The organism is Alteromonas sp. IB21, from assembly GCF_016405965.1.
In the GTDB taxonomy this organism is placed as follows: domain Bacteria; phylum Pseudomonadota; class Gammaproteobacteria; order Enterobacterales; family Alteromonadaceae; genus Alteromonas.
Genome location: NZ_JAEFCD010000022.1, coordinates 1 through 25,993, shown reverse-complemented (window position 1 = coordinate 25,993; position 25,993 = coordinate 1). Strand labels below are relative to the sequence as shown.

Genomic DNA, 25,993 nt, shown 5'->3' with positions numbered 1-25,993 from the left:
ACAACAAAGTAAATCACAGGATAAATGGCGCAACATTCTTCTTCACCATCTCCACTGAAATTTTTTCCATTAATGCACTACCTTTAGCACGCGCTCCCCACGGAAGACGTTCCCACGACTTCCCCTTTTGCGCTTCGATGCACTCGTCGTATACCGACACTACCTTATCAAGATCTAAATAAGGCCCTGTACGTCTTGGGTTGGAATGCGCATAAAGCCCTATCACCGGCGTACCAACAGTCGTCGCCATGTGGGCAGGTCCTGTATCAGGAGCGATAACAAGGTGAGCATGCTTCAACAACATCAGAAGTTGATGCAATGACGTTTGCCCAGTGAAGTCTTTAAGCGGATATCTTACGTTAGCTTTGATTTCATCGGCTGTTTGCCGATCTAATCTTCCCGGACCGCCGCACAGTATCACGTTGACTCCCGCTTCTTGGATATAGTCAGCGATACCCGCGTATCGCTGCGGTAACCAATTTCTTTCAGCTTTGCTGGCGGCAGGAGAAATAACCACGTATTTGCCAAGCCCAACGGCCTGCTCAGCCCCCCACACTTCGTCTTCTGGACTTACAGGTATATTCCACGTCAATGAGTCTGACGCAGGCACGCCTAGTGCATCGGCAAAGTCCATGAAACCTTTAAGAACGTGAGCGTGTTTTGTTGCGGCAATACGCTTATTGGCAAACAACCAATGCAATTCTTTACTGCGGGCCCAGTCAAATCCAATACGCTGTTTTGCGTTAATCACTCTCGACGCCATATTGGCGCGCAAGGCCACCTGCATCATCAAAAGTGCATCAAAGGTCTCATTTGCCACGGCAGCCTTTAACGATTCAACGGCAGCTTTTCCCTGTGATTTATCGAAAATAATAAATCGAATATTTGGCATCAGCTTAACCAGCTGATATTCCACTTTCCCAATGATCCATGTGATTTCAGCATCGCGCCACTGCGATTGAATTCGAGTGACCATAGCGACGGCATGACACACATCACCTATGGCCGATAAGCGCATTAAACAAATCTTTTTTCCCACAGAAGCTCTCTCGTTGCTGAAAAACTGAAATAAATCGTTAGAATGTGAAATTTACCATAAGTTGTGGGCAACATGGCGACAATACGACGAGACATCGGTGCTGGACACCACTTTATTTTCGACGACGCTTTAGTCAATCAGCCCAGCACAGATATGTTCAACCCCGAGTTTTGGCATGCGCAGGACAAAATAACAGGTCAGGCAAAAGGACGCGGTACCACCATCTTCATTGAGCACGAAAGCCAAAAATGGGTTTTACGTCATTTCAAACGCGGTGGCTTGGTTGGCAGAATACTTAGCGATCAATACGTGTTTCTTGGTGTTGAACGTTCACGTCCCTTTGAAGAGTTCAGATTACTTGAACATATGCAGGCCCAAGGTTTGCGTGTTCCTGTTCCGGTAGCGGCACGCATTCATCGCAGAGGACTCATTTATCGCGGCGATCTCATTACATTAAACATCCCTAACAGCCGGGATTTACATCATGTACTTTGCAATCAATCCCTTCAAAAAGAGGAATGGCACAAAGTAGGACATGCACTTGCAGCCATACATAACTGTCAGGTGTACCATCATGATGCCAATGTTAGAAATATTATGATTGATGCTGACCTTCAGATATGGCTAATCGATTTTGATCGTTGTCATATAAAAGAAGGGGATGACTGGAAGCAAAGTAATTTGGACCGTTTGTTGCGCTCGTTACACAAAGAGAAAGCGAAAAACCCCGTATTTCATTGGGACGAAAAGCAGTGGGCTTGGTGCATAGACGGGTATCGTGCTGGCATTAGTCAATAATGGCACATGGTGATGTATTGCCAGCGGCGCTCTACTTCCGTGATTATTATGCTACATTAACCACGTTCAACACATAAATCACCTATAACGATAAGATTATACCTTATGCACACACGAGCACTTTATCCCGGCACCTTCGACCCAATTACGAACGGGCATGCCGATCTCATTGAACGCGCATCACAGCTATTTTCCCATGTAATCGTAGCCATCGCATCTAACCCCAGTAAAAAGCCGCTGTTTACGTTAGAAGAACGTGTGGAAATGATTAAGAAAGTTACCGCCGACTTACCTAATGTGGAAGTTGTAGGTTTTACCGGCCTGCTCGCTGATTTCGCCGACGAGCAAAATGCTACAATCTTGATTCGAGGTCTACGGGCTGTTTCTGATTTCGAGTATGAATTTCAATTAGCAAACATGAATCGACGCTTAAACCCAAAGCTTGAAAGCGTGTTCCTAACGCCTGCAGAAGAAAACTCATTTATTTCTTCCACATTAGTTAAAGAAGTGGCGCTACACCGAGGAGCGGTAAACGGGTTTTGCCATCCTGTTGTAGAACAGGCATTAAGAGATAGGCTGGGTAAAAGAGACTAAGCGCCTTTAGCAGGCGCTTGATAAAATTAGCGTTGGCAGCGGGTACAAAAAAACGTATTGCGCTGCCCAATAACTTTGCTTTCTATTGTCTTACCACAAACTTCACACGGCTCACCTTTCCGCCCATATACGTTGAGGTGCTGAGCAAAGTAGCCCGGCTTACCATCGGTCTGCGCGAAATCTTTCAAGGTAGTTCCACCTTGCTCTATGGCTTTAGCTAATACTTGTTTTATTTTTGCAGTGAGCACTTTATATCGCGCTGCACTTATATTGCCAGCCGCTCGTCGCGGGTCGATACCTGCTAAAAATAATGCCTCGTTTGCATAGATGTTTCCCACACCTACAACAATAGCATTATCCATAATAAAGTTTTTGACGGGGCTTTTTCGGTTGCGCGATAACGCAAACAAGCGTTCATCGTCGAAATCGTCTGTAAGTGGCTCAGGCCCCAAATTGTCGAGCATAGCAACCTTGGCATCAGGAGCCTGATACAACACTGCACCGAAGCGCCTAGGGTCGTTTAAACGCAAGCATTTGCCTGTGTTCAAAACAATGTCTACATGATCGTGTTTGATTACCGGTGTTGACGCATCAATGACCCGCAACTTGCCCGACATGCCGAGGTGTAATATTAACGTACCAGTAGCCGTTTCAATGAGCAGGTATTTCGCTCGACGCTTAACTGCCGTAACCTTCTGTCCTTCAACGAGGGACACTTCGTTGGGTATTGGCCAGCGCATTCTTCGCTCACGAACCACGACTTGTGTAATCGTATTGCCAATAAGATGTGGAGAGACGCCCAACCGGCTTACTTCAACTTCTGGTAACTCAGGCATTCATTCAATCCAGGGTAAAAGTTTATCGATTTCTGTATTGGCTAATGTGTACCAATTATTTTCAAATTTGATCACTGTCGGTGAAGTATCTGGATAGATGGCGTATACAAGGCCATTCGTGTTACCTGCTAGCCACACAACCGTGATATAGGGCTCAACGTCGGATAACGCTTCAGGGATAGAAGTAGCAGGCGTTAATACCCCGCGCTGCCATTGAGAGAACTGCATATCCGGGGCCATGGTAAGACTGTCAACTTGCCCTTTTTGACGCCATTGCTGCCCTACTCGTTCCAAGCTGTTTCCATCGTGCTCTATTTTTAACACATAGGCATCTTCAGGCAATAAACTGCGGGTCTGCACAATGTTGCTTTTAGGGCGAAGACTGTCTAAATTAAACAGCGCGATCATTATAAGCATAGCAATGATAACAACGTTATTCATCGCTCGCTGAGAAAGTCTAGCCACGCTTTATACCCATCAATATCAAAGTAACCAATACCGCCATATACTAATACCTCATTTGGACAGACGCTAATTCAATTCGATAAATGTCGTCAGACAGGGAAAGTCGTTCGTTTTTCGGTACGGCGGATCGCACTGTAGTTAGCGATCAATCCTGCGTTTTGATGATAATCTACTTTGATCTACATAGAAACTGGACCAAAGCAAGGTTTTGAAAGCAAAAAACCCAGCAAAGGCTGGGTTTTCGTGGAGACAAAAGCAAGCTAATTACTTGATTTTGGCCTCTTTGAACATAACGTGCTTACGCACAACGGGATCATACTTTTTGATCTCCATTTTGCCAGGCATGTTACGCTTGTTTTTATCAGTGGTGTAGAAGAAACCTGTACCTGCTGAAGAAACTAGTTTGATTTTATCACGCATTGTCGGCTTCCTTAGATTTTCTCACCACGGGCACGGATATCAGTTAGTACTGAATCAATACCTTTCTTATCGATGATACGCATGCCTTTAGCAGACAAACGTAGTTTTACAAAACGGCTTTCGCTCTCAACCCAAAAACGGTGTGTTTGAAGGTTTGGTAAAAAGCGACGACGAGTCGCATTTCGTGCGTGTGAACGGTTATTACCAACCGTTGGACGCTTACCTGTTACTTGGCATACTCTTGACATTGTATTTGTCTCCAGAACAACGATAACTGTCGCGTCAGTTAATCCCAAGCGCTCAAACAGTGGTTGGGTCAAATGACGTATTACTATAAATTAGAGGGCGCATTTTATACAGCAAAGGCAGGATCATTTCAATAAGAAAGTACAAAAAGGTTACTTTTACGTACGATTTTTGCGCAAAATACCACCAACACTCTTTTTTGTGGCGTGTATTGTACTTTTCTCTCGCAAGTTAAGCTACGAATAAATTTACGCTTTGCATTTTAAATTTTTATTGTTGATTTAGCTTATCAGACATAAATATGTCACTAAATATTAGTAATGGTGTCATGGTTGGGCTTTAGTATTTCAGATCACCTGTAGTCATTATCAGCAACCTTGCTTTCTATGGTCGATCGTAAACACAACACACAAAGCACGCCCCCGGTTTACCTCATTAATTTAGATAGAAGTACCGAGCGACTTCAGAAGTCTCGGGCGCTTCTGGAAAAACACAACATAGTGTTTGAGCGCGTCCCTGCTATTTGTGGTCGTTTACTATCAGAGGATTCTTGCTTGGAGCATTACTGCCCTAACTTAAACAAGGCTCGTTATTATTATAATTTGACACCTGCTCAAATTGGCTGTTTCTTAAGCCATCGTGAAGCATGGCGTCGTATCGCCGAGGGAGAAGCTGATTACGGCATCGTTTTAGAAGATGACTTTTTAGTAGAAGGCAACGTGCAAAAAGCTTTTGCTACGCTCAATAGCCTTACCCATGATTGGGATCTAATTAAGCTCAGCGCTTACGCTAACAGAACACGGCCGATCGCCAAACAATTTTCTATCAACGACGAATTCAATCTAGTCGTTCATAAAAAGCCAATGAGTGGTGGCGCAGCGACAGCGATTTCTAAAAAAGGAGCGCAAAAGCTCTATGCCTCTACGGCTAAATTTGGCAGACCTTGCGATACAGAAATTCAACATTTTTGGGAGCACGGCATTACTGTTTTATCACTAATGCCTTATCCATTTGCGCAAGATGTAACCTGTGCCAGCACCATCGCGTGCAGTAAAAAATCAAAACAAGACAGACGTCCTCTACGCAGGCTTTCACAACAATGCTATCAATACTTCCGCAATAAATACGAAGTGAGTAAGCAACTTAAAAGCCTGGAGTTTTAATAAACTACAGATTAGTTACTTAAAAAAAGCCACACGATGTGGCTTTTTTTGTTTAGTCGTAAAAAGGAGACCTGGTTTCTGTAAGGTCTATTAACCGTGAAGGACGGCGTAGTAACTGCCCACCATCACGAGAGATAGGCACCCAAGGGAATAATCCACGGCCCTTAGACGGTTCGAGTAAGAACAAGTCTGTAGGGATGGAAATATAAAAACCTTTGGTAAAACTTCCTTCTCCATATTCCTCTGACGATACGTCTGTGAACGCGGCGTAAGCACCAACGATAATGCCGCTGTCAAAGCGCTTGGCATAGTCAATATTAACACCTTTGTCTTTTGCCAAGAACTGACCGGCACTTACCGTAATTTGTGTATCGTCTAAGAATTCAGGCTGCCAATATACGCTCGCGTGCCCAGTAATGGTGTCGTAATCCTCCAAGCCTGTTTGACTGTAAGGATCACGTTGTTTTACGTAGTTAATATCTACGCCATACGCAACATTGCTATCAACAGGACGATACAATATTTCACCACCTACACCGGCGAACATGGTTTCGAGATAACCTGCGTATGCTTGGGCATAAAGATCTTCGGCAATATTGTCTTTGTAATGTAAAAACGCGGTATCTAACCATACGTCATTTTCAGACACGTATTCGCGAACCCGTGTACGAACGCGAGGTAAAGATACATCTTCACCGTCAACTAGGTAGTTAAACTTATCAAAGTTATCAAGAAGCGTGACTCGCGCACTACTCATAACCGAGAAGTTTTCATTGAACGCATAGCCACCGTTTAACAGCAGACCGGTCTGATACAAAAAGAAATCTTCCGGATTGCCAAACGATTGAGTAAAGAAGAAATCAGCGCCATAGAATATCCCTGAGGTATTTTCAGGATCGTACGCGTCTCTGATCTCTTTAGATGGTGACGTTCTCACATACGTTTCTTTTATGTCGGCGTCCACCGATTCATATCGCGCTGCAGCGATGAAGGCTTCCGCATCTATTTGCGTATCGACCATCGGCAGACCACCGCGGTTATCCACAATATGATAAGTTTTTACGCTATCAGGGAGTTCTGAGGCGGCGACACGGCCAACTCGTTCAATAGCGTCGTCTTCGTCGCGATATTTTAGCTGAGTTCCGTAAAAGGTTGCGCTGTCTTCTTTAATTTCAGCATCAGATAAGAAAAAGCCACTGTGATTATACAGGTCGTTATAAAGTCGAGGTTTATCGACGTCTTTCACATTAGAAGACGCGTTTCTACCCATCAAATTGCGCGGATCTTTATCAAACTTTATCTGCGATACTGTATTCATATTAAAGCGATAGGTCACACCAAAACCGATCGTATTTCCACGTTGGTAGTTCAACGAGAAATCGAAGTCTTTGTAGCGGTAAACCGCACCTACATTCCAGCGAGAATCCTGCTCTAAACGACCCGCTCTGTCACGAGAGTAATCATTCCCCTCAAACTCCAGTTTAAGCGTTAACGGCTCCCATGGTGTTTGATACTCTACTCCCCCAAAGAAGGCGGTAGTGCCTTTGAAGAACTGGTCGTAATCCACCTTGCCGCCTCGGCCTGAAAAGCCGCCAGGACGTTCACAGAAGCTGTCTTTAACTTCACAAAAAGGATTAGTAATATCGTCTGCTGTACCTAAATATCCCCAGCCCAAGCCTAAGTGAAAATCAAATGGTCCCACAGACTTACTAGCATTTACGTATTCGCTTTCAAAAAAGCCTGTGCCGCCAAAATCTCGAAAGCCAACGCTGATGTCAGGTAAGTAGAAACTTTCTTTCCATAGTCTAAATTTAACATCTAACCCTTTATCTTTAAGGGTTTGATCGCCACTGAACGATTCAACCTGGCTATATAATTGCGTACGCACGTCGGTATAGCGAGCGGTGGCTTCCATCCAATCATACAACTGAATATTGACCGACCAAAAACGATATTCACCATTGTCGGTATAGTTGATGGCCATTCCACCTTCGTCTCGCATGCGCGCCGTTGGTGTCTGAATAAGGCCATTACCGCCTTGCACCATTTGCGACGGAGTAACCCGAATTTGCTTATCGGCAAACGCGGCGGAAGAAAGTGCGCTTCCAATTACAAGCGCTAGTGTTTTTTTAGTGAAAAGTTGTGGCGCACTCATTGAGGTAAAACCCTATGTACTGCTAACGCGGCGACGCGCTTATTTAATTGCTTAAGTTTATCGCTGAAAAGCTCTGAAGATATTGGCACATAAACCTGACTTCCCGGCATAATTTGGGCAAAGTCTAAATTCCAGTAAGCAATCCCTTTTTCTTCAATGTTACCCATTGGGTCGATTACATAAACGTGACTTTTGTCAGCATCAACTGCTTTTTTAACCGTGTGCACTGCCGTATAAACCGAGGTATCACTTTGATGCTTGTAAGCGCCAGGCTTTACCACTGCACCAGAGAAATGCACAACATTCGGTCTACCATTTAAACGAATCCAGTAGTTTCCAGGCTGGAACATTGGGTTATCTTCATAGAATAACCGAGCACGGTTGTAGGAAATTGGCATGTCAATTCGGGTAGACACTGTCCATGATGTAACCTGCTCGTACAAATTCTCAAGCGCTTCGTGAGTTTTAGAATCTTTACCAAATTGGGTTAAAAGCGTTCTAATTTCAGACAACGCGATTTCTTTCTCGCGCTCCGCTTTAGAATTAGATAAATCAAACGCAGATGCACTTGGCCAATACCAGTCACCATTGTCGGCAACAATGGATAGTGCACTAGACAGTCTTATAGGCCTGTCAAACTGATACGTTTGCTTGTTTATCCTTATGCTAACCATATTGTCGTCAGCAAAGAGTGAACCTGCTGCGGTAATGCCTAACGCAGCAATAAGCGTAGAGATAAACTTCATTATTGTGCCGCTCCTTGCTTGGTCATTTCACGCACAATTCGGCTTAAGTAGACCATGTCGTACACGTCCCCTTCCGGGCTAAACTGCTGCTTTGAGGCCAGTAGCGCTTTTGAATACTGATGCAAAAAATAAGTATTTTCCCACGACAAACCCACATCAATAAAAGGGGTGTATTCTGAAAATGACACGCGCTCAACGACTTTGATTACAGGCACAGAAAAACCAAGGTATTCACGGGTTTCTTCTCCCTCAATTCTCCACGATGAGTCTATTGGTATGCCGTATCCAATAGCGGCAATGTCAACCTTGCGATCCCAGTTAAACGGCAAAACATTATTCGTTGCAAGTGGGTTATGCTGAAGGTTGCCCGTGTAATAAAGGTCGTTATCTAAACCTTCTGTTTTAACGATGATACCGTGGTGCAAAGTGAAAATTACTCTGTCACCTGATACCCATCTGTACTTGTCACCATCAATGTAGGCTAATGCAAGTGAAGCAGTATCTCGTTCACCCGCTTTAATTTGCATGATATCTGCTTTACTCGCCGCTATTTCCTCGACCGTATACGATACACTTCGGTCTTTAAAAGCGAGCTTGAGTGTATTGTTATAAGCGAGTGTTGTGGTTGAGCACCCTGAGAGAGAAAAACAAAGAAAGCCTAGAATGACTGATAGAATGTGTAGTTTCATTGAGGTACGCCGACTAAAACTAAAAACAAATAATTTTGCTATATAAATAAAAAAAGCCGCTAAAAAAAGCGGCTTTTTCGAATACTCTTAGATTTACTGTACGGTCGGCGCGTAAGTAAATGTAACAGGCACAGTAATAGTTTGTGTCACAGTACCAGAGGTCGTTACAGTGACCGTATTAGTAGTACCAACGCACACGCCGTCTACAAGAGGATCATCGCCTTCACAAACGAAAACTGGATCTGGGTCTGGATCTGGACCAACTCCTCCTGACTCGGAGCGGTTGTTGTTGATCATAGCAGCCAAGATACCGACCCCAACAGCCCCAGATACAACAAGCTCTGAATTTGTAGCTCCGTTACCTAAAGCAAGGATTCCACCACTTTTTTCTTCTGATGTCTGTGCGCTCACTCCTGTAACAACAAGAGCAGATGCGAACAACGCGATAATTGACTTCTTCATAACAGTCCTTTAATAAAATTACCCATTAAATCCTATGCTAAATCATTTTCAATCATTTGACTAGATTATAATCGACAAATGACTAAGGTTTCTTATGTTAGCAAGCCTCTTTGCGCAAATGAAATGGTTTCTTTGTCTCCAACCACAAAATGATCGAGCACGGGTACATCGATCGATGCCATGGCGCTTTTGATCTCTGCCGTTAAACGGATGTCTGCATGGCTGGGTTCAGCTACGCCTGAAGGGTGATTATGGACTAAAATGATCGCAGCGGCGTTATCGATCATAACTTGTTTGATCAATTCTCTCGGGTATACCGCCGCACTGTTGATCGTACCGTTAAATATAGTTCGAAATGCAATGAGTTGATGCTGACTATCCAGCATTAAAAGGGCAAATTTTTCCCGTTCACAATCTCTTAATTTAGCCTGCAGATAGCGTTTAGTGTCATCAACATTATTAAACACATCCTGTCGCTTGAGCTTTATTTCTAAATTGCGTTTGTAAATTTCAAACCCAGCCTGAAACTGCGCATACTTGCACGGGCCAACACCAGTTATTTTAGAAAATTTTTCTAGTGACGCCGTTGCAACGCCACGTAAGCACCCAAGCTCAATCAATAGCTCGTGAGCCACTGCCACTGCGCTCTTACCCCTAACGCCTTTTCCTAACAGTACGGCAATAAGCTCTGCATCACTTAAACTTTCTGCGCCGTGTTGTAATAGCTTTTCTCTAGGCCTTTCGCTTTTCGGCCATACTTTTATCGACATACATTCGGTCCACCAGCTTAATCAAACTGAGTTTATAGATGAATACCAATATATTAACGACTGTATTAAGGGTCTGTTTCTTCTTCGGCATTAGGCCATAATCAAAAAATTAAACACCTTCGTTCGGCGACATCGACTTTCGTTCAGCTATCCGATTTTTTGTCACCATGGTAGGCTAATATCAATATTTAGATTTAGTGTTCTTTTATGTCTATTGCTAATAAAAACATTTTGCTGGGCGTGACTGGCGGTATTGCTGCCTACAAAGCTCCCGATATGGTTCGAAAGCTTACCGCGTTAGGCGCTAATGTTCGTGTTGTTGTGACTGACTCTGCCGCAGAGTTTGTAAGTCCATTAGCACTACAGGCTGTATCAGGCCATCCAGTCCACCAACATCTATTAGACCCTGCAGCCGAGGCAGCTATGGGGCATATTGAGCTTGCTAAATGGGCCGACATTTTATTGATTGCACCGGCTACAGCTAATACGCTGGCAAAGCTCGCTCACGGTATGGCTGACGACTTACTTACTACGTTGTATTTAGCAACAACGGCAACACTCTACATAGCTCCGGCGATGAACCAACAAATGTGGAAAGCGGTAGCTACGCAGCGCAACATCGCGTGTTTAGAAGAGCATGGGGTCACGTTTATCGGTCCGGCTAGCGGTGAACAGGCGTGTGGAGATATAGGCGCCGGAAGAATGGTTGAACCGGTCGATATTGCTGAAGTATTAAACAGTGCTAAAGACAGTGTACTTCAACGGTATCCTGCACTTAAAAGCTTAGCGGGAAGAAATGTGATGATTACCGCAGGGCCAACAAGAGAGCCATTAGACCCGGTACGTTATATCTCAAATCATAGTTCGGGCAAGATGGGGTTCGCTATTGCAAAAGCTGCATCAGCGGCTGGCGCCAACGTAACATTGGTCGCAGGTCCAGTGTCTCTTAATACCCCAGCTAATTGCGCTCGCATTGATGTTGTGACCGCCGATGACATGCTATCGGCGTGTGAAAAGCTCACACCTTCCACAGATATCTTTATCAGTACCGCGGCCGTTGCTGATTATAAAGCAGCCACAATCGCCAATAACAAGATTAAGAAAACAGGTGATGAGTTAACACTTACTTTTATTAAAAACCCTGATATTCTAGCAAATATATCTGGAAGACCTGACCGACCGTTTTGCGTAGGCTTTGCAGCAGAAAGCCAAAACGTTGAAGATTATGCACGTTCAAAACTAGCCAAAAAGAAGCTAGATATGATTGCAGCAAATGACATTACTGTGGACGGTCTTGGATTTAATAGCGATAAAAATGCGCTACACGTTATCTGGCAAGACGGAGATAAACGTTTTCCAGCAACGAGTAAAAATGAACTGGCGGAACAGCTAGTTGCACTTATTGCAGAGCGGTTCGCGCTAGGTAATAAAAGCTAACAGATGCTTATTAAGTGTCGATAATAAAAACGATAAATATAAACGCTTTGGTGTAAGCCAACTTAACATGGAGCCCGAGTTGCTGTAACTCGGTAGCGGAGGAATTACTTTCGTCATGCCTGCTGTCAAAAAAACAAATCGCAGAGCCCAAATTCTGCAAGCACTCGCTGGAATGCTAGAAACCAGCCCTGGTCAACGTATCACTACAGCTAAGTTAGCGGAAAAAGTGGGAGTGTCTGAAGCGGCACTCTACCGCCACTTTCCAAGTAAAGCGCGTATGTTTGAGGGACTCATTGAGTTTATAGAAGAAACGCTCTTCACGCGTATCAATAAAATTGTGAATGAAGAAAAAGACTCGCTTACGCGCTGCCAGCTTATTTTGCATCTCATTTTAGGCTTTGCGGAGAAAAACCCAGGCATTACTCGAATCTTAAATGGTGATGCTCTTATGGGCGAACAAGACCGTTTGCGCGCGCGTATCGCAAAACTTTTTGAGCGCTTAGAAACGCAGCTAAAACAAGTATTGAGAGAACGCAAGCTACGCGAAGGTAAGACACTTTCCGCGGATGAAGCGATTATTGCCAATATGTTGATTAGCTACACTGATGGTCGCATCAACGGCTTTATTCGCAGCGGCTTTACACGAAAGCCTACAGAGCAGTTCAATGAGCAATGGGCAACGTTTAAACAGATGTTTGTTAAGTGACGAGGATAAGTCTGCTATTGCAAAAGTTCACTTTTCAATAGTGCTGTACGACAGCTGTTTAAAAGCGATTAATTATGAAGAGTACCCCAATTTTTGTAATCAATATGAAAGCCTGCGTTGAGCGTTGGGAGTCAACATCTTCGAAGTTAGACGCACTAGGTCTTCATCCTATTCGGTTTGATGCAACTGTTGGACGGGCATTGAGTAATGAAGAAATAGAACAGCACTATGATGCTTATGCAAATCGTAAGTATCACCATAGAAATCTTACCGTAGGAGAGATAGGTTGCTATATCAGCCATCAAAGCCTGTGGAAGAAAATTTCTGAAGAAAAAATACCTTACTGTCTTATTTTAGAAGACGATTTATGTATAGACGATAAACTTCCGTCTCTGCTACAGCATATCGAACAGCTTAAAGGCTGGGACATGATTAAATTATTCGACAACCGCGATAACCCTTTTATTGACTCAATGTCATTAGATAATACCTTTACTCTAGGTAATTTTTTAAAAGTTCCAAATTGTGCAGCAGCATATGCATTAAGTTTATCTGGTGCTGAAAAATTACTAAAACGTAAGCTATTTTTTCGGGCCGTAGATGTCGATATGCAATTTCATAGCGAGGTGGGGATCAGCGTTGTTGGAATTCGCCCGTATCCCTTCACTCAGGATAAAACGTTCGTCAGCGCCATTGAAGCTGTAAACGGGGGCCGCCACTCCAATCATAGCTCCTTTTGGCGAAACCTAAAATTCCGTATAAAAATGTACTTGGAGCGTAAAAAGCTTTCTGCTGATTTGACAGAAATTAGTCAATAATTAAAAACGCCGGCCTTCATGAATGAGAGCCGACGCTAGTCACTAATATTTAGTAGCTAATATTTAAAAATATATGAGTTATTTACTAAATGTCTTACCAAAGAAGTCACCATCGTTCCACTTAGGCTTGTTCTTCTGATTTGCTAATGTCCAACCGATTTGCGCGTTTACTTTGGTAAAAGTTTCGGCGGCGTTCCAGTTAAATGGCTGATTTAGATCATCGCTTGGCTTGTGGTAGTGCGTAGATAAGAACTGACCGAACACCTTGCTACCATCTACATTAGGATCTTTTGACTTAAGACCCGGCACCATAAACACTGAAGGTACACCTTGTTTTACAAACGCATAGTGATCTGAGCGTGTGAACAAGGCTTGCTCTGGCCATGGATCTGGGCTCAGCTCGATATCAGCATTGGCTGCGGCCTTTTCCACTGAGTCTTGTAAGTCACTGTGATTAGCGCCAAACGCAATAACATCGGCAAACTCGTAGGTCAGAATAGGCATATCCAAGTTTACGTTCGCCACCATTGAAGTAACGGGTACCGTTGGGTTACGCGCGAAATAGTCTGCACCTAGCAGGCCTTTCTCTTCACCGGTTACGGACACGAACAAAATTGAGCGCTTTGGCTTTTCTTCCATTTCGCTAAACAGGCGTGCCGTTTCTAACATCACTGACGTACCTGACGCATTGTCCATGGCACCATTGTTAATGTTGTCTTTCTTCACGGTCTTGGCAAAACCAATGTGATCTGAGTGCGCAGAAAAAACCACGTATTCGTTTTTAAGCTCTGGGTCTGAACCTTCTAGTACACCCACAACATTTGGGCTTGTAATGGTGTCGTGTACACTCGTCTTACTGATATCAACGGTGCCGTTTAACGCAAAGCCTTGCGGTACTTTGTCAGCTTCAAGAACTGCATAAACGTCATCAAGGCTCTTTTCTGCGCCTTGAAACAGTTTACGCGCAGCACCTTCACTCATATAGGCACCACCTTTAAGCTGCGAAAAACTATTCGCAGGCTCGCCGTTTTCGTCTAACCACGCCATACGCGGTGTGTGAATGTAGTTTAAGCGGCTTTGATACGGGCGCACTTTCTCGTTTTTAGGCGTAGTAATAGTGATCATGCCGATAGCGCCATTGTCTACCGCATACTTTTGTTTTTGATAGCCAGACGCAAAGTGAGCCCCCTCTTCTGATGGAAAGTCGCTTGGCTTACCGGCAAGTGCTACAACAATTTTGCCTTCAACATCTAGGTCTTTATAATCGTTGTGCGAAAGCTCGTCAGCTACAATGCCGTAGCCTACGAATACCATTTCACCTTTTACATTGGCCTCGGTGCTAAGCAAGCTTGGGCTAGCTAGATATTCTTTCGGGTAATCAAAATCGACGGTTTCGCCGTTTTGTGTAAATGTAAACTTAGGTGATTCTTGAACCAGATTGGCTTTGCGAAACGATACATTTTGTATGTAGCCATCTGTGCCTGCTGGCTTTAGCCCGTACTTGGCAAATTCGGTCGCAATATAAAGCGCCGCGATTTCATGACCTCGAGAGCCAGTATCACGCCCTTCAAGTAAATCGTCTGCTAAGAAAAACAAGTGCGATTTGATTCGTTGTGTATCAGGGTTAAAAGCATTATCTGTCGATGCGTGGTTGTGTGCTGTTGCAGCAAATGTTATTGCCGTCATTGCACTACCAATAAGGAGTTTTTTTATCATTTTAATTTCACCGTATAACTAAGTGTGCGTCATAGTAACGCAGTTAATACGGGAAATACCATCAAACAGCTTTCGTTTACCACGTGTTTCCTACCGTTGCTCGCATTTTAGGAGCAAGGTAAAATTGTGAGTCACATGCCGGCTCGATTTCCGGATATTATTATTTTTTTAGTGAAGAGCAGCATCTATGTCGAAAGACGATATTCTTTACCGCGTCCAATTTATCAGCAATGGCGAACGCTACGAGTTGTATGTTAAAACCCTTACACAAGGCGCTTTGTTTGGCTTTATCGAAATAGGTGACTTTGTGTGGGATACCCACACAAGTGTTGTTGTGGACCCTAGCCATGAAAGACTAAAAAATGAGTTTTCAGAAGTAACGAAAACGTATGTTCCTATGCACAATGTTTTGCGCATTGACGCCGTAAATAAAAAAGGTTCTGCCAAAATTACTAAATTAGAAAATAAATCTGATAAAGTAACGGCATTCCCTAGTCCAATATATACACCAACGAAAGAGTAACCGCCGTGTCTAGCCGGTAAAGGTTGCCGGAGACCCTTATGCATCGCTACATATTCGCGGCATTACTATTAGTTTGCAGTATAGGCACCACTGCAAAAGAATTGAACGATGAAAGCTTGTACCAACTTCTCGATGAAATTTGGAACTATGAGCTTTCGGTCTCGCCACTTTTAGCCTCTAGGGAAGGCGATACATCACTCGCTCATGTTTTGCCAGATAACTCTCCCAAAGCCTTGAAAGCACAAGATGAGCAATGGCGAGCTTTTCAAAAAGCCTTAAGTCAGTACGAAAAAGAGAATATCTCTACTGACGCTTATATTGCTTTGCTGATGCAGCAATACCGTTTAGCCAATTATGTGGATGAATACACCTATCGCGCGCACTTGGTACCCATCAATTCAGAATATGGTTTTCACGGTTCAATGGCGTCATTGCCTAATCTATCTACTTTCAAACGCGTAGAAGATTACCAAGCCTACATTAGTCGTTTAAACGCACTAAAGCCTTATTTTGAACAGCAAATCACCTATATGAAAGAGGCGCTAAAGGAAGGTTACACGCAACCTAAAGTCGTGTTGAAAGGGTTTGAAAACTCAGTGGCGTCCTACATTGTTGAAAAGGCTGAAGACAGTGGTTTTTATTCTCCATTTACCCGGTTTCCTGAGTACTTTACTGCCGAACAAAAATCAGCGCTAACGGAACAGGGTAAGGCAGCCATAAACAGCAGCGTGTTGCCTGCATATCAAATGTTCTACGACTTCATGGTAGATGAATACATTCCCAATGCCCGTAAAGATATTGCTGCGAATAACTGGCCTGATGGCGTGGCGTATTATGCTAATAGAGCGAAGCATTACACTACTACCGACATGACGCCTCAGGAAATCCATGATTTAGGATTATCAGAAGTAAAACGCATTCGCGAGCAAATGCAGCAGATTGTGGATGAACTAGGCTTTGATGGCGATATTAATGACTTCATTACTTTTTTACGGGAAGACCCCCAGTTCTATGCCACCAGCGCTGAAGATTTGTTAAAAGAAGCGTCATTTATTGCAAAGAAAATGGACGCAAAACTCCCTTCTCTTTTTGAATATTTGCCAAGAACCCCCTACGGTGTAGCGCCTGTACCAGACGCTATCGCGCCTAAATATACAACGGGACGGTACATCCATCCTAGCCGCGATGACCAGCCAGGCTATTACTGGGTAAACACTTATGCCCTTGATAAGCGCCCTTTGTATGCCCTACCTGCGCTGACCTTGCACGAAGCGGTGCCTGGTCATCACCTTCAAATATCATTGGCAGCAGAGCTTGAAAACTTACCTATGGTACGTCGCAATACTTATATTTCAGCCTTTGGTGAAGGCTGGGGGCTGTACTCTGAGTTTTTGGGCATAGAAGCGGGTATTTACGAAACGCCTTATGACAACTTTGGTCGCTTAAGCTACGAAATGTGGCGCGCGTGTCGGTTAGTGGTTGATACTGGCATGCATACCATGGGCTGGAGCCGTCAACAAGCGGTGGACTATATGATGGAAAACACCGCGCTTTCTGAACACAACGTTAATACTGAAATAGACCGCTATATTTCATGGCCTGCACAGGCGTTATCATACAAAATTGGTGAAATTAAAATTAAAGCGCTGCGTGAAAAAGCAGAGAATGCGCTAGGACAGCGTTTTGACGTTCGTAAATTTCATCGCGCCGTTTTAGAAAATGGCTCTGTGCCACTTTTTATTTTAGAACAACACATAAATACCTTTATAGAAGAGCAAAAGGCAAAATAAGATGTTCGTTGCATTTGGTGTTATTGGATTACTTATCCTGTTTTTAATTTACTTGGTACTGCGAACGCAGAATTTACAAAAAGAATTGGCGCTATTGCGTCACTCAAATAAGCAAACTAGCAGTAAAGTAACTTATGCTTATCGCAATCTTGTTCTCGTCACAGACGCGTTAGAAAAAAATCTTACTGCGCGCGTAGAAAGTGATTATAAGAGTCGTCTTATCGAACAATCGCAATATCAAATACTCCACCCGCTAATGCGAAATTTCTCGACCATTGTAATGGCGTGCTGTGAGAAAGGTATGTCGCTTGAAGAGTCTTTGAATAAAGCGTTGCTGAATGAAGACGTAACGGTTGAAGAGGTTCGCGATATGGTAAAGACACTGCCCAGCAATGCACGCATGGTATGGGCAAAAAATACCGCAGATGGTTTTATCGCGTTTTGCCAAACGGTTACTGCACCAATAAATACCACTAAAGCCAATCAACCAACAGCGGTCTTACAAGAAAGCTAGTACTGCTTACTGATTAGCATAGGTGTAGCGTTATTAGGGCCTTCTACTCTTTGCTGTATGGTAAAGAGCAGCCAAGGCCTTAATAGCTATTTCTTCTTGAATTAAAAATTTAAACGCTCGCCCGCCCCTTTACACTCTTCTTCTTCTTAAAGATTTAATCTTTTACCTTTTTAGGCTAATCAATAAGTTAGCATTAAAAGCTTCAAGGCTTGAGCCTTTAATATTGAAATGAATCATTGCTGCACTATAATACTGTATATAAATACAGTTCATTTTGAGTGCCATGAATAAACCGTTATCTGTACTTAACAATCACCCTCATATTTGGCGGGCCAGAGAACAAAAGCAAAATGAAACAAAGTTTTCATTAGGTTTTCCGCGACTAGATAAAGCGCTTAACGGTGGCGTTGCTTCTACAGGCTTAGTACGTATAGCTTCTCTAACGGGCGTTGGCGAACTCTCATTGTTTAAAGACGTAATGTGCCAGCATCGTACTCATAAACTCGTTGTATTTATCAATCCTCCAGGGCATTTGCAGTCGCCGTGGTTAGAAAATTTAGGCCTTAAGACGCAACAAGTACTTGTCGTAAAAACGCATACACAGCAAGAATCATTGTGGGCGGCAGAGCAGTGCCTAAAAAGTACAGCTTGTCATTGCGTAGTGCTGTGGAGCAATACAATAAGCCAAAAGGAAGCTCGCCGTTTACAGGTAGCTGCGACGCATAATGATGCCCTATGCTTGCTTTATACTCCCCTGCTTCGGCAGCTGTCACCGTCAAGTAAACAACAAAACAGACCATTGAGCAGCGCCCAAGGTTATAGTGACGATGCGCTACCTATTACTTTAGATCTTTATCTGCAAGGAACCCCGCACGCTTTATCGGTAACTATTCGCAAACAGCGTCATGGGTGGCCTAAAGATAACATCGTTATTTCACACAAATGGACGCCTGACAATAACGCCATTAAGTGGGCGATGACACATAATACGCTTTCTGATCAGGCGCTACACTCAGTGAGCTGAACATGCTATGGGCTTATATTTACTGCTACCAACTTACTTTAGATAGTCATAATAGAGCGACTGGGCGTAAAGGTGCGCATTATCAAGAGTCTTGTGACGGCGCTATCAATAAATGTTCGTCATTACCATCAAGCACACCCGTTGTCGTCTACTGCAGTAAAATGAATAAAATTGTTCAATGCAATGATATTGCAAAGGTGGAAGGCATTGAAATTGGGCATGGTTTAGCGCAAGCGGCTGCATTATGCCCTTATGTACATGTACTGCCTTTCAATGAAGAAAACGAAAGGCATATGCTAACGCAGTTAGCATATCGGCTCTATCCGCTGGCATCCGACATTGTGCTATGTAGTCATGCCTATTCAGGCGGGCTAGCTATAAGATTGGACAATTTAACCCATTACTATGGTGGGCATGAACCGCTTTGGAAAACCCTCACTCAGGCTTTATCGGAGTCTGATGTTCGCTACCATTTTGGCTGTGCGTGGACAATAGAAGCCGCAAAGGTGCTGGCACTTCAAAAACACGACACTTATGTATGTGCACTTGATGACATAAAAAAAGCGTTAAATGCATGCCCTCTTTCTATTACCGCACTGGCGCCTAAAGTTATAGAGTCGCTGGCTAGAGTGGGGATTACTCGTGTGCAGCAGCTGCTCGCCATGCCTGTCCAAGAGCTAGGTCGACGCTTTGACAATAACACCATTATGTATCTGACTGCATTGAGAGGAGAGACGTTCCCACGCGCTACGCTGTTCAGGCCGCTAGAGCGCTTTGATAACTTCTTACTGTTACCTTTTGACGTAGAAAACATACAGCACTTAGGGCCTTTTGTTACTCAACAATTTGAGCATCTATCTCATTATTTACGAGCTAGAAATTTATACACCTCAAACGTGGCCGTTCACATTCATTTTAGAGAAGCACCACCCATGAGTATTGATATTCAATCTGCGCTTCCTCAATCTTCCGTTAAAAGCTGGCTGCCGTTATTTACCCTTAAAATTGAAAACCTTGTATTGCCTGAGCCAGCTACTGCTGTTGAGCTTAAATGCCATCAATTTGAGGAAATAGATAGCCACAATGGCGACTTTTTCAGCGACCGATTTAATGATGTGGCACAAAAGCAATTAATTGGCCGCTTAAACGCTAAGCTAGGTGATAACAGTACTTTTCAACCTCGCACAGCTAACAGTCATCAGTTTGAATATATGACGGTAACCGAGCCAAGCGCGTCTGAATATGCTTATGCCTGCGATACTGCGCCTACTTTTACATTTGAGGTGCCTACGCCACTTACTCAACCAACACAAATTTGTTTTGGGCCCTTACGGTTACATAGCGAATGGTGGCATGACCGCCCTACCAAGCGCGATTATTTCATCGCCCAGACGCCGCAGAGTGTGAGGTTATTGGTGTTTAAAGACGAAGAATCCCAATGGTGGGTACAAGGGCTTTTTTGTTAGGCATATGCGGTTAGAGTAAACACGGTAGCATGAAGTACAGCGAACTATTTTGTCAAAGCAACTATAGCTTTCTTTGCGGGGCTTCTTCTCCTGCGGAGCTAGTCACCACCGCGTCTTTTCTTGGCTACGAAGCTCTCGCTATTACTGATGAATGCTCTGTAGCAGGCATAGTACGAGCTTTCGATGAGATTACCCACCAAAAATTACCTATCAAGCTTATTGTGGGCGGTTACTTTGTATTTGATGAGACCTTATCTTTTGTGTTGTTGTGCCCAGATAAAGCAGCCTACAGTGAACTCTGCCGCATCATAACAAACGCGAGGCGTCGTTCTGAAAAAGGTGAATATCAACTCGACGAATGGGATTTGCGCACTATTCGACACTGTAAGTTTATTTGGTTACCCAGTGGGAAGGAAACTCAAGATAAACATTGGGCAGAATGGCTGTTAAAGCACCCCAGCATAAACGCCTACATAGGTGCGCAACGCTTATTAGATGGACGTGATCATCATAGATTTGCGCACTATAACTCTTTGCAATCTACCTACTCATTTCCTGTTATTGCGTGTACGGGTGTATTAATGCATCACGCAGATAGGTTGCCACTACAGCATGTTTTGCACGCCACAAAAATTCATACCAGCGTTGACGAGATAGGAAGGAGTGCACTAAGTAATGCAGAACGTAGCTTACGCACCATACATAAAATTAAAAAGCTATATCCTGAAAAGTGGGTGGCGAATACTAATGCTCTTAGCCAATTATTTACGTTTTCTTTAGAGGAGTTGCGCTATCAATACCCAGCCGAACTTGTACACAAAGGCTACACACCAACGTCTTATTTACGAGAGCGTGTAGAAGAAGGGATTAAAATTCGCTTTCCAGAAGGTATTACTACAGAAATTAGGCAGACAATTGAAAAAGAGCTTACGCTGATTGCAGAGCAAGAGTATGAATATTTCTTTCTAACAATTTACGATATCGTCCAGTTTGCCAAACAACAACGCATCTTATATCAAGGTCGTGGCTCTGCGGCGAACTCTGTGGTTTGCTATTGTTTAGAAATTACCGCCGTTGACCCTAGACAAATCAGTGTACTTTTTGAACGCTTTATTTCAAAAGAGCGTAATGAACCGCCCGACATTGATGTTGATTTTGAGCATCAACGCCGTGAAGAAATTATTCAGTACATTTATAAAAAGTACGGCAGAGAAAGAACCGCTATCGCCGCGACGGTGATTTGTTACCGCTTTAAATCAGCATTTAAAGATGTGGGAAAAGCACTAGGCTTTAGCGAATCTCAACTGGACTTTGTTGTTAAGCAAATAAACCGGCGAGATAGCGTTATACCGTGGAAGTCCCAACTAGCCAATCTCGGTTTAAACCCACAAGAGAAACGCGTACAACAGCTTATTAGCTTAACAGAAGCTTTATTGGGCACACCAAGGCATTTATCACAGCATGTAGGTGGATTTGTAATAAGCGCGGGCCCTCTGTATGACTTAGTTCCTGTAGAGAACGCAGCGATGGAAGCTCGCACAATTATTCAGTGGGACAAAGACGATATAGAAACACTAGGCCTATTAAAAGTCGATGTGTTGGCTCTGGGTATGTTAAGCGCTATTCGCCGAGCTTTTTCCCTCATTAATAAGCAATACCCAGTTCAGACAAGCATTCCCTTCATCACTAAACTTGGCGATGACAAACAGGTTTTCGATATGATTTGTCGCGCTGATACCGTTGGGGTTTTCCAAATAGAATCGCGGGCACAAATGTCTATGCTTCCGCGGCTTAAACCCCGCCGTTATTACGACTTGGTAGTGCAAATAGCTATCGTACGACCAGGCCCAATTCAGGGGGATATGGTACATCCTTATTTAATACGCCGGCACGGCAATGAAAACATTAGCTACCCCTCAAAAGAAGTCGAAAAGGTGCTGTCCCGTACTATGGGCGTCCCTATTTTCCAAGAGCAGGTTATTCAACTTGCTATGGTTGCCGCGGGCTTTAGTGGCGGCGAAGCTGACCAACTTCGTCGTGCTATGGCGAGCTGGAAAAAGGACGGAAGGATTTTCGAGTTTAGAGACAAGCTAATCAAAGGCATGACAGATAAAGGTTATGACAATACTTTTGCACATAACGTATTTGAGCAAATTAAGGGGTTTGCAGGGTATGGATTTCCAGAGTCACATTCTGCCTCTTTCGCAGTGTTAGCTTATGTATCTTGCTGGCTAAAATTTTATTTCCCCGTAGAATTTTACGTAGCGTTATTAAACAGCTGGCCAATGGGTTTTTATACGCCGTCACAGCTAGTTCAAGATGCAAAGCGCCATAATATTCACGTAGAAGCGCCCTGTGTGAACAAGTCTGACACTGAGCATACCTTAGTCATAGTAAACCAAGAAAAACACATACAATTAGGCCTTAAGCTTATTAAAGGACTTAGCGAAGCCTCGTCGCAGCAAGTTGTCAAGAACCGACCTGACAAGGGGTATAGCAATGTAGATCAACTACACCAGCTATCGCTTAAGAGTAACGAGCTAGAAGCGCTCGCTAGCGCCGACGCACTTCGTACCATTTCAGGTAACCGTTATGAAACACGCTGGAAAATAATGGATACGCAAACGCGCTTACCTTTATTCGACGCTGAGGAAAAATGTATTGATGAAAGCATTAGCACATTAAAAGTGTCACCCTCTGAGGCTGAGAATCTACTTGAAGATTATGCATCGACGGGACTATCAGTCAATAACCACCCAATTTCACTTCTTCGGCGACAGCATCAACTCAAAGATATCAGTTGGTCTGATACGCTCGCTATCAAGAAAAATAAATCGGTAGTTAAAGTCCTTGGCGCCGTAACGGGCCGCCAATCACCAGGTACGGCGGCTGGCGTTACATTTCTTACCTTAGAAGATGATATTGGCAATATGAACGTAGTCGTATGGCAATCCACAGCGCGAGCTCAACAACACACTTTTTTAAAAGCCAAGCTTCTACAAGTTAATGGTATTATTGAACACTCCAAAGAGGGAGTAATACATATCATCGCCGGTAAGCTTATTGATCGTACCCCTTGGTTAGAGAAAATATCACTTAACTCACGAGATTTTCACTAGGGATTTTACTCTCAAGTAATGGTACCTTAATCTCTTAATTCAATGCCTTTTTGTTTATTTAAGGGCTGGTTAATTGTTTTAACAGCTGTAGTAATTAAGCGTATGGCGCTTTATAAAGTATTGTGATCATTTTGGAGCTTAAATGATGCGATGGGTTGTGCTTTTCTGTACCTACCTGCTAAGTAACAATGTCTATGCCGAAAAGTATATTGTTGGGGCTCAGAATTTAGCATACTTTCCTCATTATGATTTTGCCTCTACCGTTGATAAAGGCGCAGCGTGGTCGATTTTAGAAGCGTTCTCTAAGGCTTCTGGGCATGAATTTATCTACGTAAGCTTGCCGATACGAAGACTTCAGCTTGAACTGGTCAAGGGGAATGTAGACTTCGTTTATCCTGACAATAGTGGATGGTATAACAGTATTACCACGTCGAAAGACAAATACTTCTCTTCTCCTCTTACATATGCCATGACTGGCACTATTGTTAAAAAAGAAAATGCAGGAAAAGGTATTGGTACGATAAAAAATCTCGCCATGCCTTTAGGCTTCACGCCGGTAAACTGGCAAATGCGAATAAACAATCAAAGTACTAAAATTACGTGGGTAAGTAATATCCAACAGGGGCTTGCCCTTTTGTATCAAGAACGCGTAGACGCTTTAGATTTAGAGTATTTCGTGAGTCAACACTCTTCATCCCTTTCCTTTGACCAAGATACATTTACCTTAGATTTAACGCTTCCACATAATGAAATTCCTTTCTCCCTATCTACACTTTACCAACCAAACATTATTACTGAACTTAATGATTTTATATCCTCAAACCCTGAATTAATTGATAGTATTAAATCGAAGTACGGCATAGTACCTTTCGAACAACTATCTAAACAGCTTTTGAATGAACAAGGATTGAAAATTGAAGAGGTTTGGCAATAACGCGCGCCGTTTTATTCAGGCTCTATCGATAATACTTTCTTTTTCATCTTTATCTTCAACTGTTAAAGCCGACACCTACATCGTAGGTGCTCAAAATATTGAGTACTCTCCTTATTACAATTTTTCTTCACCCCATGAAAAAGGTTTAGGATGGGCCATACTGGAAGCGTTTTCAAAACACAGTGGGCATCAGTTTATTTACCTAAGCATGCCCGTTAAACGCCTTCAAATTGAATTAAAGAAAGGGAACGTTGATTTCGTTTTTCCAGATAACCCTAGGTGGAGCGATCAAATAACACATAGCCTTAATAAAACGTATTCTCTTCCACTAGTAGACACTTTTGCAGTTACGTTAGTTAAACCAAAAAACAAAGGTAAAGGCATTAGCTACGTAAGTAAACTCATCATTCCCGATGGTTTTACCCCTGCTAAATGGAAAACTCAAATCAGCGAAAATACTGTAAGTGTGGTTGGCGTAAGTAGCGTGCATGAAGGACTATTACTTCTAGATAATGAAAAAGCCGATGCCATGGATGTAGATTACAACGTCGCTCAACGTATTCTTCGTCGATACCCTAATATCGGCCAATTCACTGCTGATCTCACCCTTCCTCACAACACGGTCTCTTTCTCTATTTCAACATTAAAGTATCCTAGCATTATTAAAGAGTTTAATACCTTCCTACATTCCAACTCACAAGCCATAGATGAAATAAAGGATAAATATGGTATTGAAGAAACGCTACCGTTAAGTCAGCGCCTGATGAAAGAACAAGGGCTTCAAAAGAACGCCCTTTGGTCGGGCTTGTAATAATTCCATAAACACGGTAAATAGCACATTCAATGAAGCGTAAATTATAGAAAAAAGAACCTATGCCATTGATATAAATACCTTTTCCAGTTGGAGGGAATTTTGCTTGTTGATTAGCATATCAAGGAGCAATTATGAAACAGATATCATTTCTACTATTTTCTTTTTTAATCACTTTTACTGCGAATTCGGTGCAAGCTCGACAGACTGTAAGCGTTGACTATATGCATGGATTCGATGATATCGACGGAATGCGGTTTGCTTACAGGCCTTTAGAACAAACACTTGCAACCGACTGGTTTGGTGACGTAAAGCTATATTGGGAGGTAAGTGCGGTAGTCTGGGAATACGGTAAGAGTGATACACACAGTACAAGCTATGCCGCATCTATCACTCCTGTTTTCATGAAGCAAATTACAACGCTAAATGATAAATACCCGATTTATTTGGAAGCGGGTATCGGTGCAAGTTATATCGGTGATCAGAAAGTGGCAGGTAAAGATATTGGTTCGAATTATCAGTTTGAAGATCGTATTGGCATCTTTGTGGAACTGGATAAGACGCAACATATAGCGTTGCGATACATGCACTTTTCCAACGGCGGCTTCAACAACGACAACCCTGGATTAGACTTCCTAAACTTGTCATACGCCTACCACTTCTAAACGCAAAAAACCCGCCATTAGGCGGGTTTTTCTTAATGGGACCTGGCAGTGTCCTACTCTCACATGGGGAGACCCCACACTACCATC

26 protein-coding genes are annotated in these 25,993 nt (G+C 43.2%); 15 read left to right on the top strand and 11 right to left on the bottom strand.

The window, feature by feature from the left end; genetic code table 11:
• Positions 1–13: 13 nt before the first annotated feature.
• A complete protein-coding gene (locus JC525_RS14550) occupies positions 14–1,018 on the bottom strand; it encodes a glycosyltransferase family 9 protein (protein ID WP_198816510.1) in 1,005 nt (334 codons plus the stop codon).
• Between the two features lie 93 nt (positions 1,019–1,111).
• Between JC525_RS14550 and JC525_RS14545 the strand changes: the two genes are divergently transcribed.
• Positions 1,112–1,837: a 3-deoxy-D-manno-octulosonic acid kinase gene (locus JC525_RS14545; RefSeq protein WP_198816466.1), complete on the top strand. Its 726-nt coding sequence runs from the start codon at positions 1,112–1,114 to the stop codon at positions 1,835–1,837.
• A gap of 105 nt (positions 1,838–1,942) precedes the next feature.
• Positions 1,943–2,431 (top strand): pantetheine-phosphate adenylyltransferase, encoded by a 489-nt coding sequence (gene coaD / locus JC525_RS14540; RefSeq protein WP_198816465.1) that lies wholly within the window; start codon positions 1,943–1,945, stop codon positions 2,429–2,431.
• Positions 2,432–2,457: 26 nt separating this feature from the next.
• Here the strand turns inward: coaD and mutM are convergent, their stop codons facing one another.
• The 4 genes from mutM to rpmB all read right to left on the bottom strand — a co-directional run bounded on the left by mutM (position 2,458) and on the right by rpmB (position 4,400).
• Entirely contained in the window at positions 2,458–3,267 is an 810-nt protein-coding gene (gene mutM, locus JC525_RS14535) for a bifunctional DNA-formamidopyrimidine glycosylase/DNA-(apurinic or apyrimidinic site) lyase (RefSeq protein ID WP_198816464.1), read from the bottom strand.
• Positions 3,268–3,732: a hypothetical protein gene (locus JC525_RS14530; RefSeq protein WP_198816463.1), complete on the bottom strand. Its 465-nt coding sequence runs from the start codon at positions 3,730–3,732 to the stop codon at positions 3,268–3,270. It abuts the gene before it with no gap.
• 264 nt (positions 3,733–3,996) lie between these two features.
• Positions 3,997–4,152, bottom strand: a complete 156-nt coding sequence (rpmG, locus tag JC525_RS14525) for a 50S ribosomal protein L33 (RefSeq protein WP_012516577.1) — start codon at positions 4,150–4,152, stop codon at positions 3,997–3,999.
• Between the two features lie 11 nt (positions 4,153–4,163).
• A complete protein-coding gene (rpmB, locus tag JC525_RS14520; protein WP_012516576.1) occupies positions 4,164–4,400 on the bottom strand; it encodes a 50S ribosomal protein L28 in 237 nt (78 codons plus the stop codon).
• Between the two features lie 384 nt (positions 4,401–4,784).
• Here rpmB and JC525_RS14515 point away from each other — a divergent pair, with 384 nt between their 5' ends.
• A complete protein-coding gene (locus JC525_RS14515; protein ID WP_198816462.1) occupies positions 4,785–5,561 on the top strand; it encodes a glycosyltransferase family 25 protein in 777 nt (258 codons plus the stop codon).
• Positions 5,562–5,613: 52 nt separating this feature from the next.
• On the opposite strand, the gene JC525_RS14510 is transcribed toward JC525_RS14515, so the two are convergent.
• The 5 genes from JC525_RS14510 to radC all read right to left on the bottom strand — a co-directional run bounded on the left by JC525_RS14510 (position 5,614) and on the right by radC (position 10,383).
• Positions 5,614–7,716: a YjbH domain-containing protein gene (locus JC525_RS14510; protein ID WP_198816461.1), complete on the bottom strand. Its 2,103-nt coding sequence runs from the start codon at positions 7,714–7,716 to the stop codon at positions 5,614–5,616.
• Positions 7,713–8,462, bottom strand: a complete 750-nt coding sequence (locus JC525_RS14505; protein WP_198816460.1) for a capsule biosynthesis GfcC family protein — start codon at positions 8,460–8,462, stop codon at positions 7,713–7,715. The genes JC525_RS14510 and JC525_RS14505 overlap by 4 nt, the downstream gene beginning before the upstream one ends.
• Positions 8,462–9,151, bottom strand: coding sequence for a YjbF family lipoprotein (locus JC525_RS14500; protein WP_198816459.1), 690 nt, complete (start codon positions 9,149–9,151; stop codon positions 8,462–8,464). Before JC525_RS14500 ends, JC525_RS14505 begins: the two co-directional genes overlap by 1 nt.
• A gap of 93 nt (positions 9,152–9,244) precedes the next feature.
• On the bottom strand, positions 9,245–9,613 hold the full coding sequence (locus JC525_RS14495; RefSeq protein WP_198816458.1) for a hypothetical protein: 369 nt from the start codon (positions 9,611–9,613) through the stop codon (positions 9,245–9,247).
• Positions 9,614–9,705: 92 nt separating this feature from the next.
• Positions 9,706–10,383: a RadC family protein gene (gene radC, locus JC525_RS14490; protein ID WP_198816457.1), complete on the bottom strand. Its 678-nt coding sequence runs from the start codon at positions 10,381–10,383 to the stop codon at positions 9,706–9,708.
• A gap of 207 nt (positions 10,384–10,590) precedes the next feature.
• On the opposite strand from radC, the gene coaBC reads away from it, so the two are divergent.
• The 3 genes from coaBC to JC525_RS14475 all read left to right on the top strand — a co-directional run bounded on the left by coaBC (position 10,591) and on the right by JC525_RS14475 (position 13,344).
• Positions 10,591–11,820, top strand: coding sequence for a bifunctional phosphopantothenoylcysteine decarboxylase/phosphopantothenate--cysteine ligase CoaBC (coaBC, locus tag JC525_RS14485; RefSeq protein WP_198816456.1), 1,230 nt, complete (start codon positions 10,591–10,593; stop codon positions 11,818–11,820).
• 115 nt (positions 11,821–11,935) lie between these two features.
• A complete protein-coding gene (slmA, locus tag JC525_RS14480) occupies positions 11,936–12,526 on the top strand; it encodes a nucleoid occlusion factor SlmA (RefSeq protein ID WP_198816455.1) in 591 nt (196 codons plus the stop codon).
• Positions 12,527–12,600: 74 nt separating this feature from the next.
• Complete coding sequence (locus JC525_RS14475; RefSeq protein WP_198816454.1) at positions 12,601–13,344, top strand: glycosyltransferase family 25 protein; 744 nt, start codon at positions 12,601–12,603, stop codon at positions 13,342–13,344.
• A 78-nt stretch (positions 13,345–13,422) separates the two neighbouring features.
• Here the strand turns inward: JC525_RS14475 and JC525_RS14470 are convergent, their stop codons facing one another.
• Complete coding sequence (locus JC525_RS14470; protein WP_198816453.1) at positions 13,423–15,060, bottom strand: M28 family metallopeptidase; 1,638 nt, start codon at positions 15,058–15,060, stop codon at positions 13,423–13,425.
• A 187-nt stretch (positions 15,061–15,247) separates the two neighbouring features.
• On the opposite strand from JC525_RS14470, the gene JC525_RS14465 reads away from it, so the two are divergent.
• The 9 genes from JC525_RS14465 to JC525_RS14425 all read left to right on the top strand — a co-directional run bounded on the left by JC525_RS14465 (position 15,248) and on the right by JC525_RS14425 (position 25,906).
• A complete protein-coding gene (locus tag JC525_RS14465) occupies positions 15,248–15,583 on the top strand; it encodes a DUF1820 family protein (protein ID WP_198816452.1) in 336 nt (111 codons plus the stop codon).
• 38 nt (positions 15,584–15,621) lie between these two features.
• Positions 15,622–17,373 (top strand): DUF885 domain-containing protein, encoded by a 1,752-nt coding sequence (locus tag JC525_RS14460; protein ID WP_198816451.1) that lies wholly within the window; start codon positions 15,622–15,624, stop codon positions 17,371–17,373.
• Between the two features lies 1 nt (position 17,374).
• On the top strand, positions 17,375–17,887 hold the full coding sequence (locus tag JC525_RS14455) for a hypothetical protein (RefSeq protein ID WP_198816450.1): 513 nt from the start codon (positions 17,375–17,377) through the stop codon (positions 17,885–17,887).
• A 283-nt stretch (positions 17,888–18,170) separates the two neighbouring features.
• Entirely contained in the window at positions 18,171–18,911 is a 741-nt protein-coding gene (locus tag JC525_RS14450; protein WP_198816449.1) for a recombinase RecA, read from the top strand.
• Positions 18,912–18,913: 2 nt separating this feature from the next.
• Positions 18,914–20,377, top strand: coding sequence for a Y-family DNA polymerase (locus tag JC525_RS14445; protein WP_198816448.1), 1,464 nt, complete (start codon positions 18,914–18,916; stop codon positions 20,375–20,377).
• Between the two features lie 29 nt (positions 20,378–20,406).
• Positions 20,407–23,496 (top strand): error-prone DNA polymerase, encoded by a 3,090-nt coding sequence (locus JC525_RS14440; protein ID WP_198816447.1) that lies wholly within the window; start codon positions 20,407–20,409, stop codon positions 23,494–23,496.
• Positions 23,497–23,638: 142 nt separating this feature from the next.
• Positions 23,639–24,430: a hypothetical protein gene (locus tag JC525_RS14435; protein ID WP_198816446.1), complete on the top strand. Its 792-nt coding sequence runs from the start codon at positions 23,639–23,641 to the stop codon at positions 24,428–24,430.
• A complete protein-coding gene (locus JC525_RS14430; protein WP_198816445.1) occupies positions 24,411–25,241 on the top strand; it encodes a hypothetical protein in 831 nt (276 codons plus the stop codon). The genes JC525_RS14435 and JC525_RS14430 overlap by 20 nt, the downstream gene beginning before the upstream one ends.
• Positions 25,242–25,375: 134 nt before the next feature.
• Complete coding sequence (locus JC525_RS14425; protein ID WP_198816444.1) at positions 25,376–25,906, top strand: acyloxyacyl hydrolase; 531 nt, start codon at positions 25,376–25,378, stop codon at positions 25,904–25,906.
• The last annotated feature ends 87 nt before the right edge of the window (positions 25,907–25,993 follow it).

Excerpts from the sequence above, each read along its gene's own strand:
- JC525_RS14550 (WP_198816510.1), bottom strand. The coding sequence starts at position 1,018 with ATGCGCTTATCGGCCATAGGTGATGTGTGTCATGCCGTCGCTATGGTC.
- JC525_RS14545 (WP_198816466.1), top strand. The coding sequence starts at position 1,112 with ATGGCGACAATACGACGAGACATCGGTGCTGGACACCACTTTATTTTC.
- coaD (WP_198816465.1), top strand. The coding sequence starts at position 1,943 with ATGCACACACGAGCACTTTATCCCGGCACCTTCGACCCAATTACGAAC.
- mutM (WP_198816464.1), bottom strand. The coding sequence starts at position 3,267 with ATGCCTGAGTTACCAGAAGTTGAAGTAAGCCGGTTGGGCGTCTCTCCA.
- rpmG (WP_012516577.1), bottom strand. The coding sequence starts at position 4,152 with ATGCGTGATAAAATCAAACTAGTTTCTTCAGCAGGTACAGGTTTCTTC.
- rpmB (WP_012516576.1), bottom strand. The coding sequence starts at position 4,400 with ATGTCAAGAGTATGCCAAGTAACAGGTAAGCGTCCAACGGTTGGTAAT.
- JC525_RS14515 (WP_198816462.1), top strand. The coding sequence starts at position 4,785 with ATGGTCGATCGTAAACACAACACACAAAGCACGCCCCCGGTTTACCTC.
- JC525_RS14510 (WP_198816461.1), bottom strand. The coding sequence starts at position 7,716 with ATGAGTGCGCCACAACTTTTCACTAAAAAAACACTAGCGCTTGTAATT.
- JC525_RS14505 (WP_198816460.1), bottom strand. The coding sequence starts at position 8,462 with ATGAAGTTTATCTCTACGCTTATTGCTGCGTTAGGCATTACCGCAGCA.
- JC525_RS14500 (WP_198816459.1), bottom strand. The coding sequence starts at position 9,151 with ATGAAACTACACATTCTATCAGTCATTCTAGGCTTTCTTTGTTTTTCT.
- JC525_RS14495 (WP_198816458.1), bottom strand. The coding sequence starts at position 9,613 with ATGAAGAAGTCAATTATCGCGTTGTTCGCATCTGCTCTTGTTGTTACA.
- radC (WP_198816457.1), bottom strand. The coding sequence starts at position 10,383 with ATGTCGATAAAAGTATGGCCGAAAAGCGAAAGGCCTAGAGAAAAGCTA.
- coaBC (WP_198816456.1), top strand. The coding sequence starts at position 10,591 with ATGTCTATTGCTAATAAAAACATTTTGCTGGGCGTGACTGGCGGTATT.
- slmA (WP_198816455.1), top strand. The coding sequence starts at position 11,936 with ATGCCTGCTGTCAAAAAAACAAATCGCAGAGCCCAAATTCTGCAAGCA.
- JC525_RS14475 (WP_198816454.1), top strand. The coding sequence starts at position 12,601 with ATGAAGAGTACCCCAATTTTTGTAATCAATATGAAAGCCTGCGTTGAG.
- JC525_RS14470 (WP_198816453.1), bottom strand. The coding sequence starts at position 15,060 with ATGATAAAAAAACTCCTTATTGGTAGTGCAATGACGGCAATAACATTT.
- JC525_RS14465 (WP_198816452.1), top strand. The coding sequence starts at position 15,248 with ATGTCGAAAGACGATATTCTTTACCGCGTCCAATTTATCAGCAATGGC.
- JC525_RS14460 (WP_198816451.1), top strand. The coding sequence starts at position 15,622 with ATGCATCGCTACATATTCGCGGCATTACTATTAGTTTGCAGTATAGGC.
- JC525_RS14455 (WP_198816450.1), top strand. The coding sequence starts at position 17,375 with ATGTTCGTTGCATTTGGTGTTATTGGATTACTTATCCTGTTTTTAATT.
- JC525_RS14450 (WP_198816449.1), top strand. The coding sequence starts at position 18,171 with ATGAATAAACCGTTATCTGTACTTAACAATCACCCTCATATTTGGCGG.
- JC525_RS14445 (WP_198816448.1), top strand. The coding sequence starts at position 18,914 with ATGCTATGGGCTTATATTTACTGCTACCAACTTACTTTAGATAGTCAT.
- JC525_RS14440 (WP_198816447.1), top strand. The coding sequence starts at position 20,407 with ATGAAGTACAGCGAACTATTTTGTCAAAGCAACTATAGCTTTCTTTGC.
- JC525_RS14435 (WP_198816446.1), top strand. The coding sequence starts at position 23,639 with ATGATGCGATGGGTTGTGCTTTTCTGTACCTACCTGCTAAGTAACAAT.
- JC525_RS14425 (WP_198816444.1), top strand. The coding sequence starts at position 25,376 with ATGAAACAGATATCATTTCTACTATTTTCTTTTTTAATCACTTTTACT.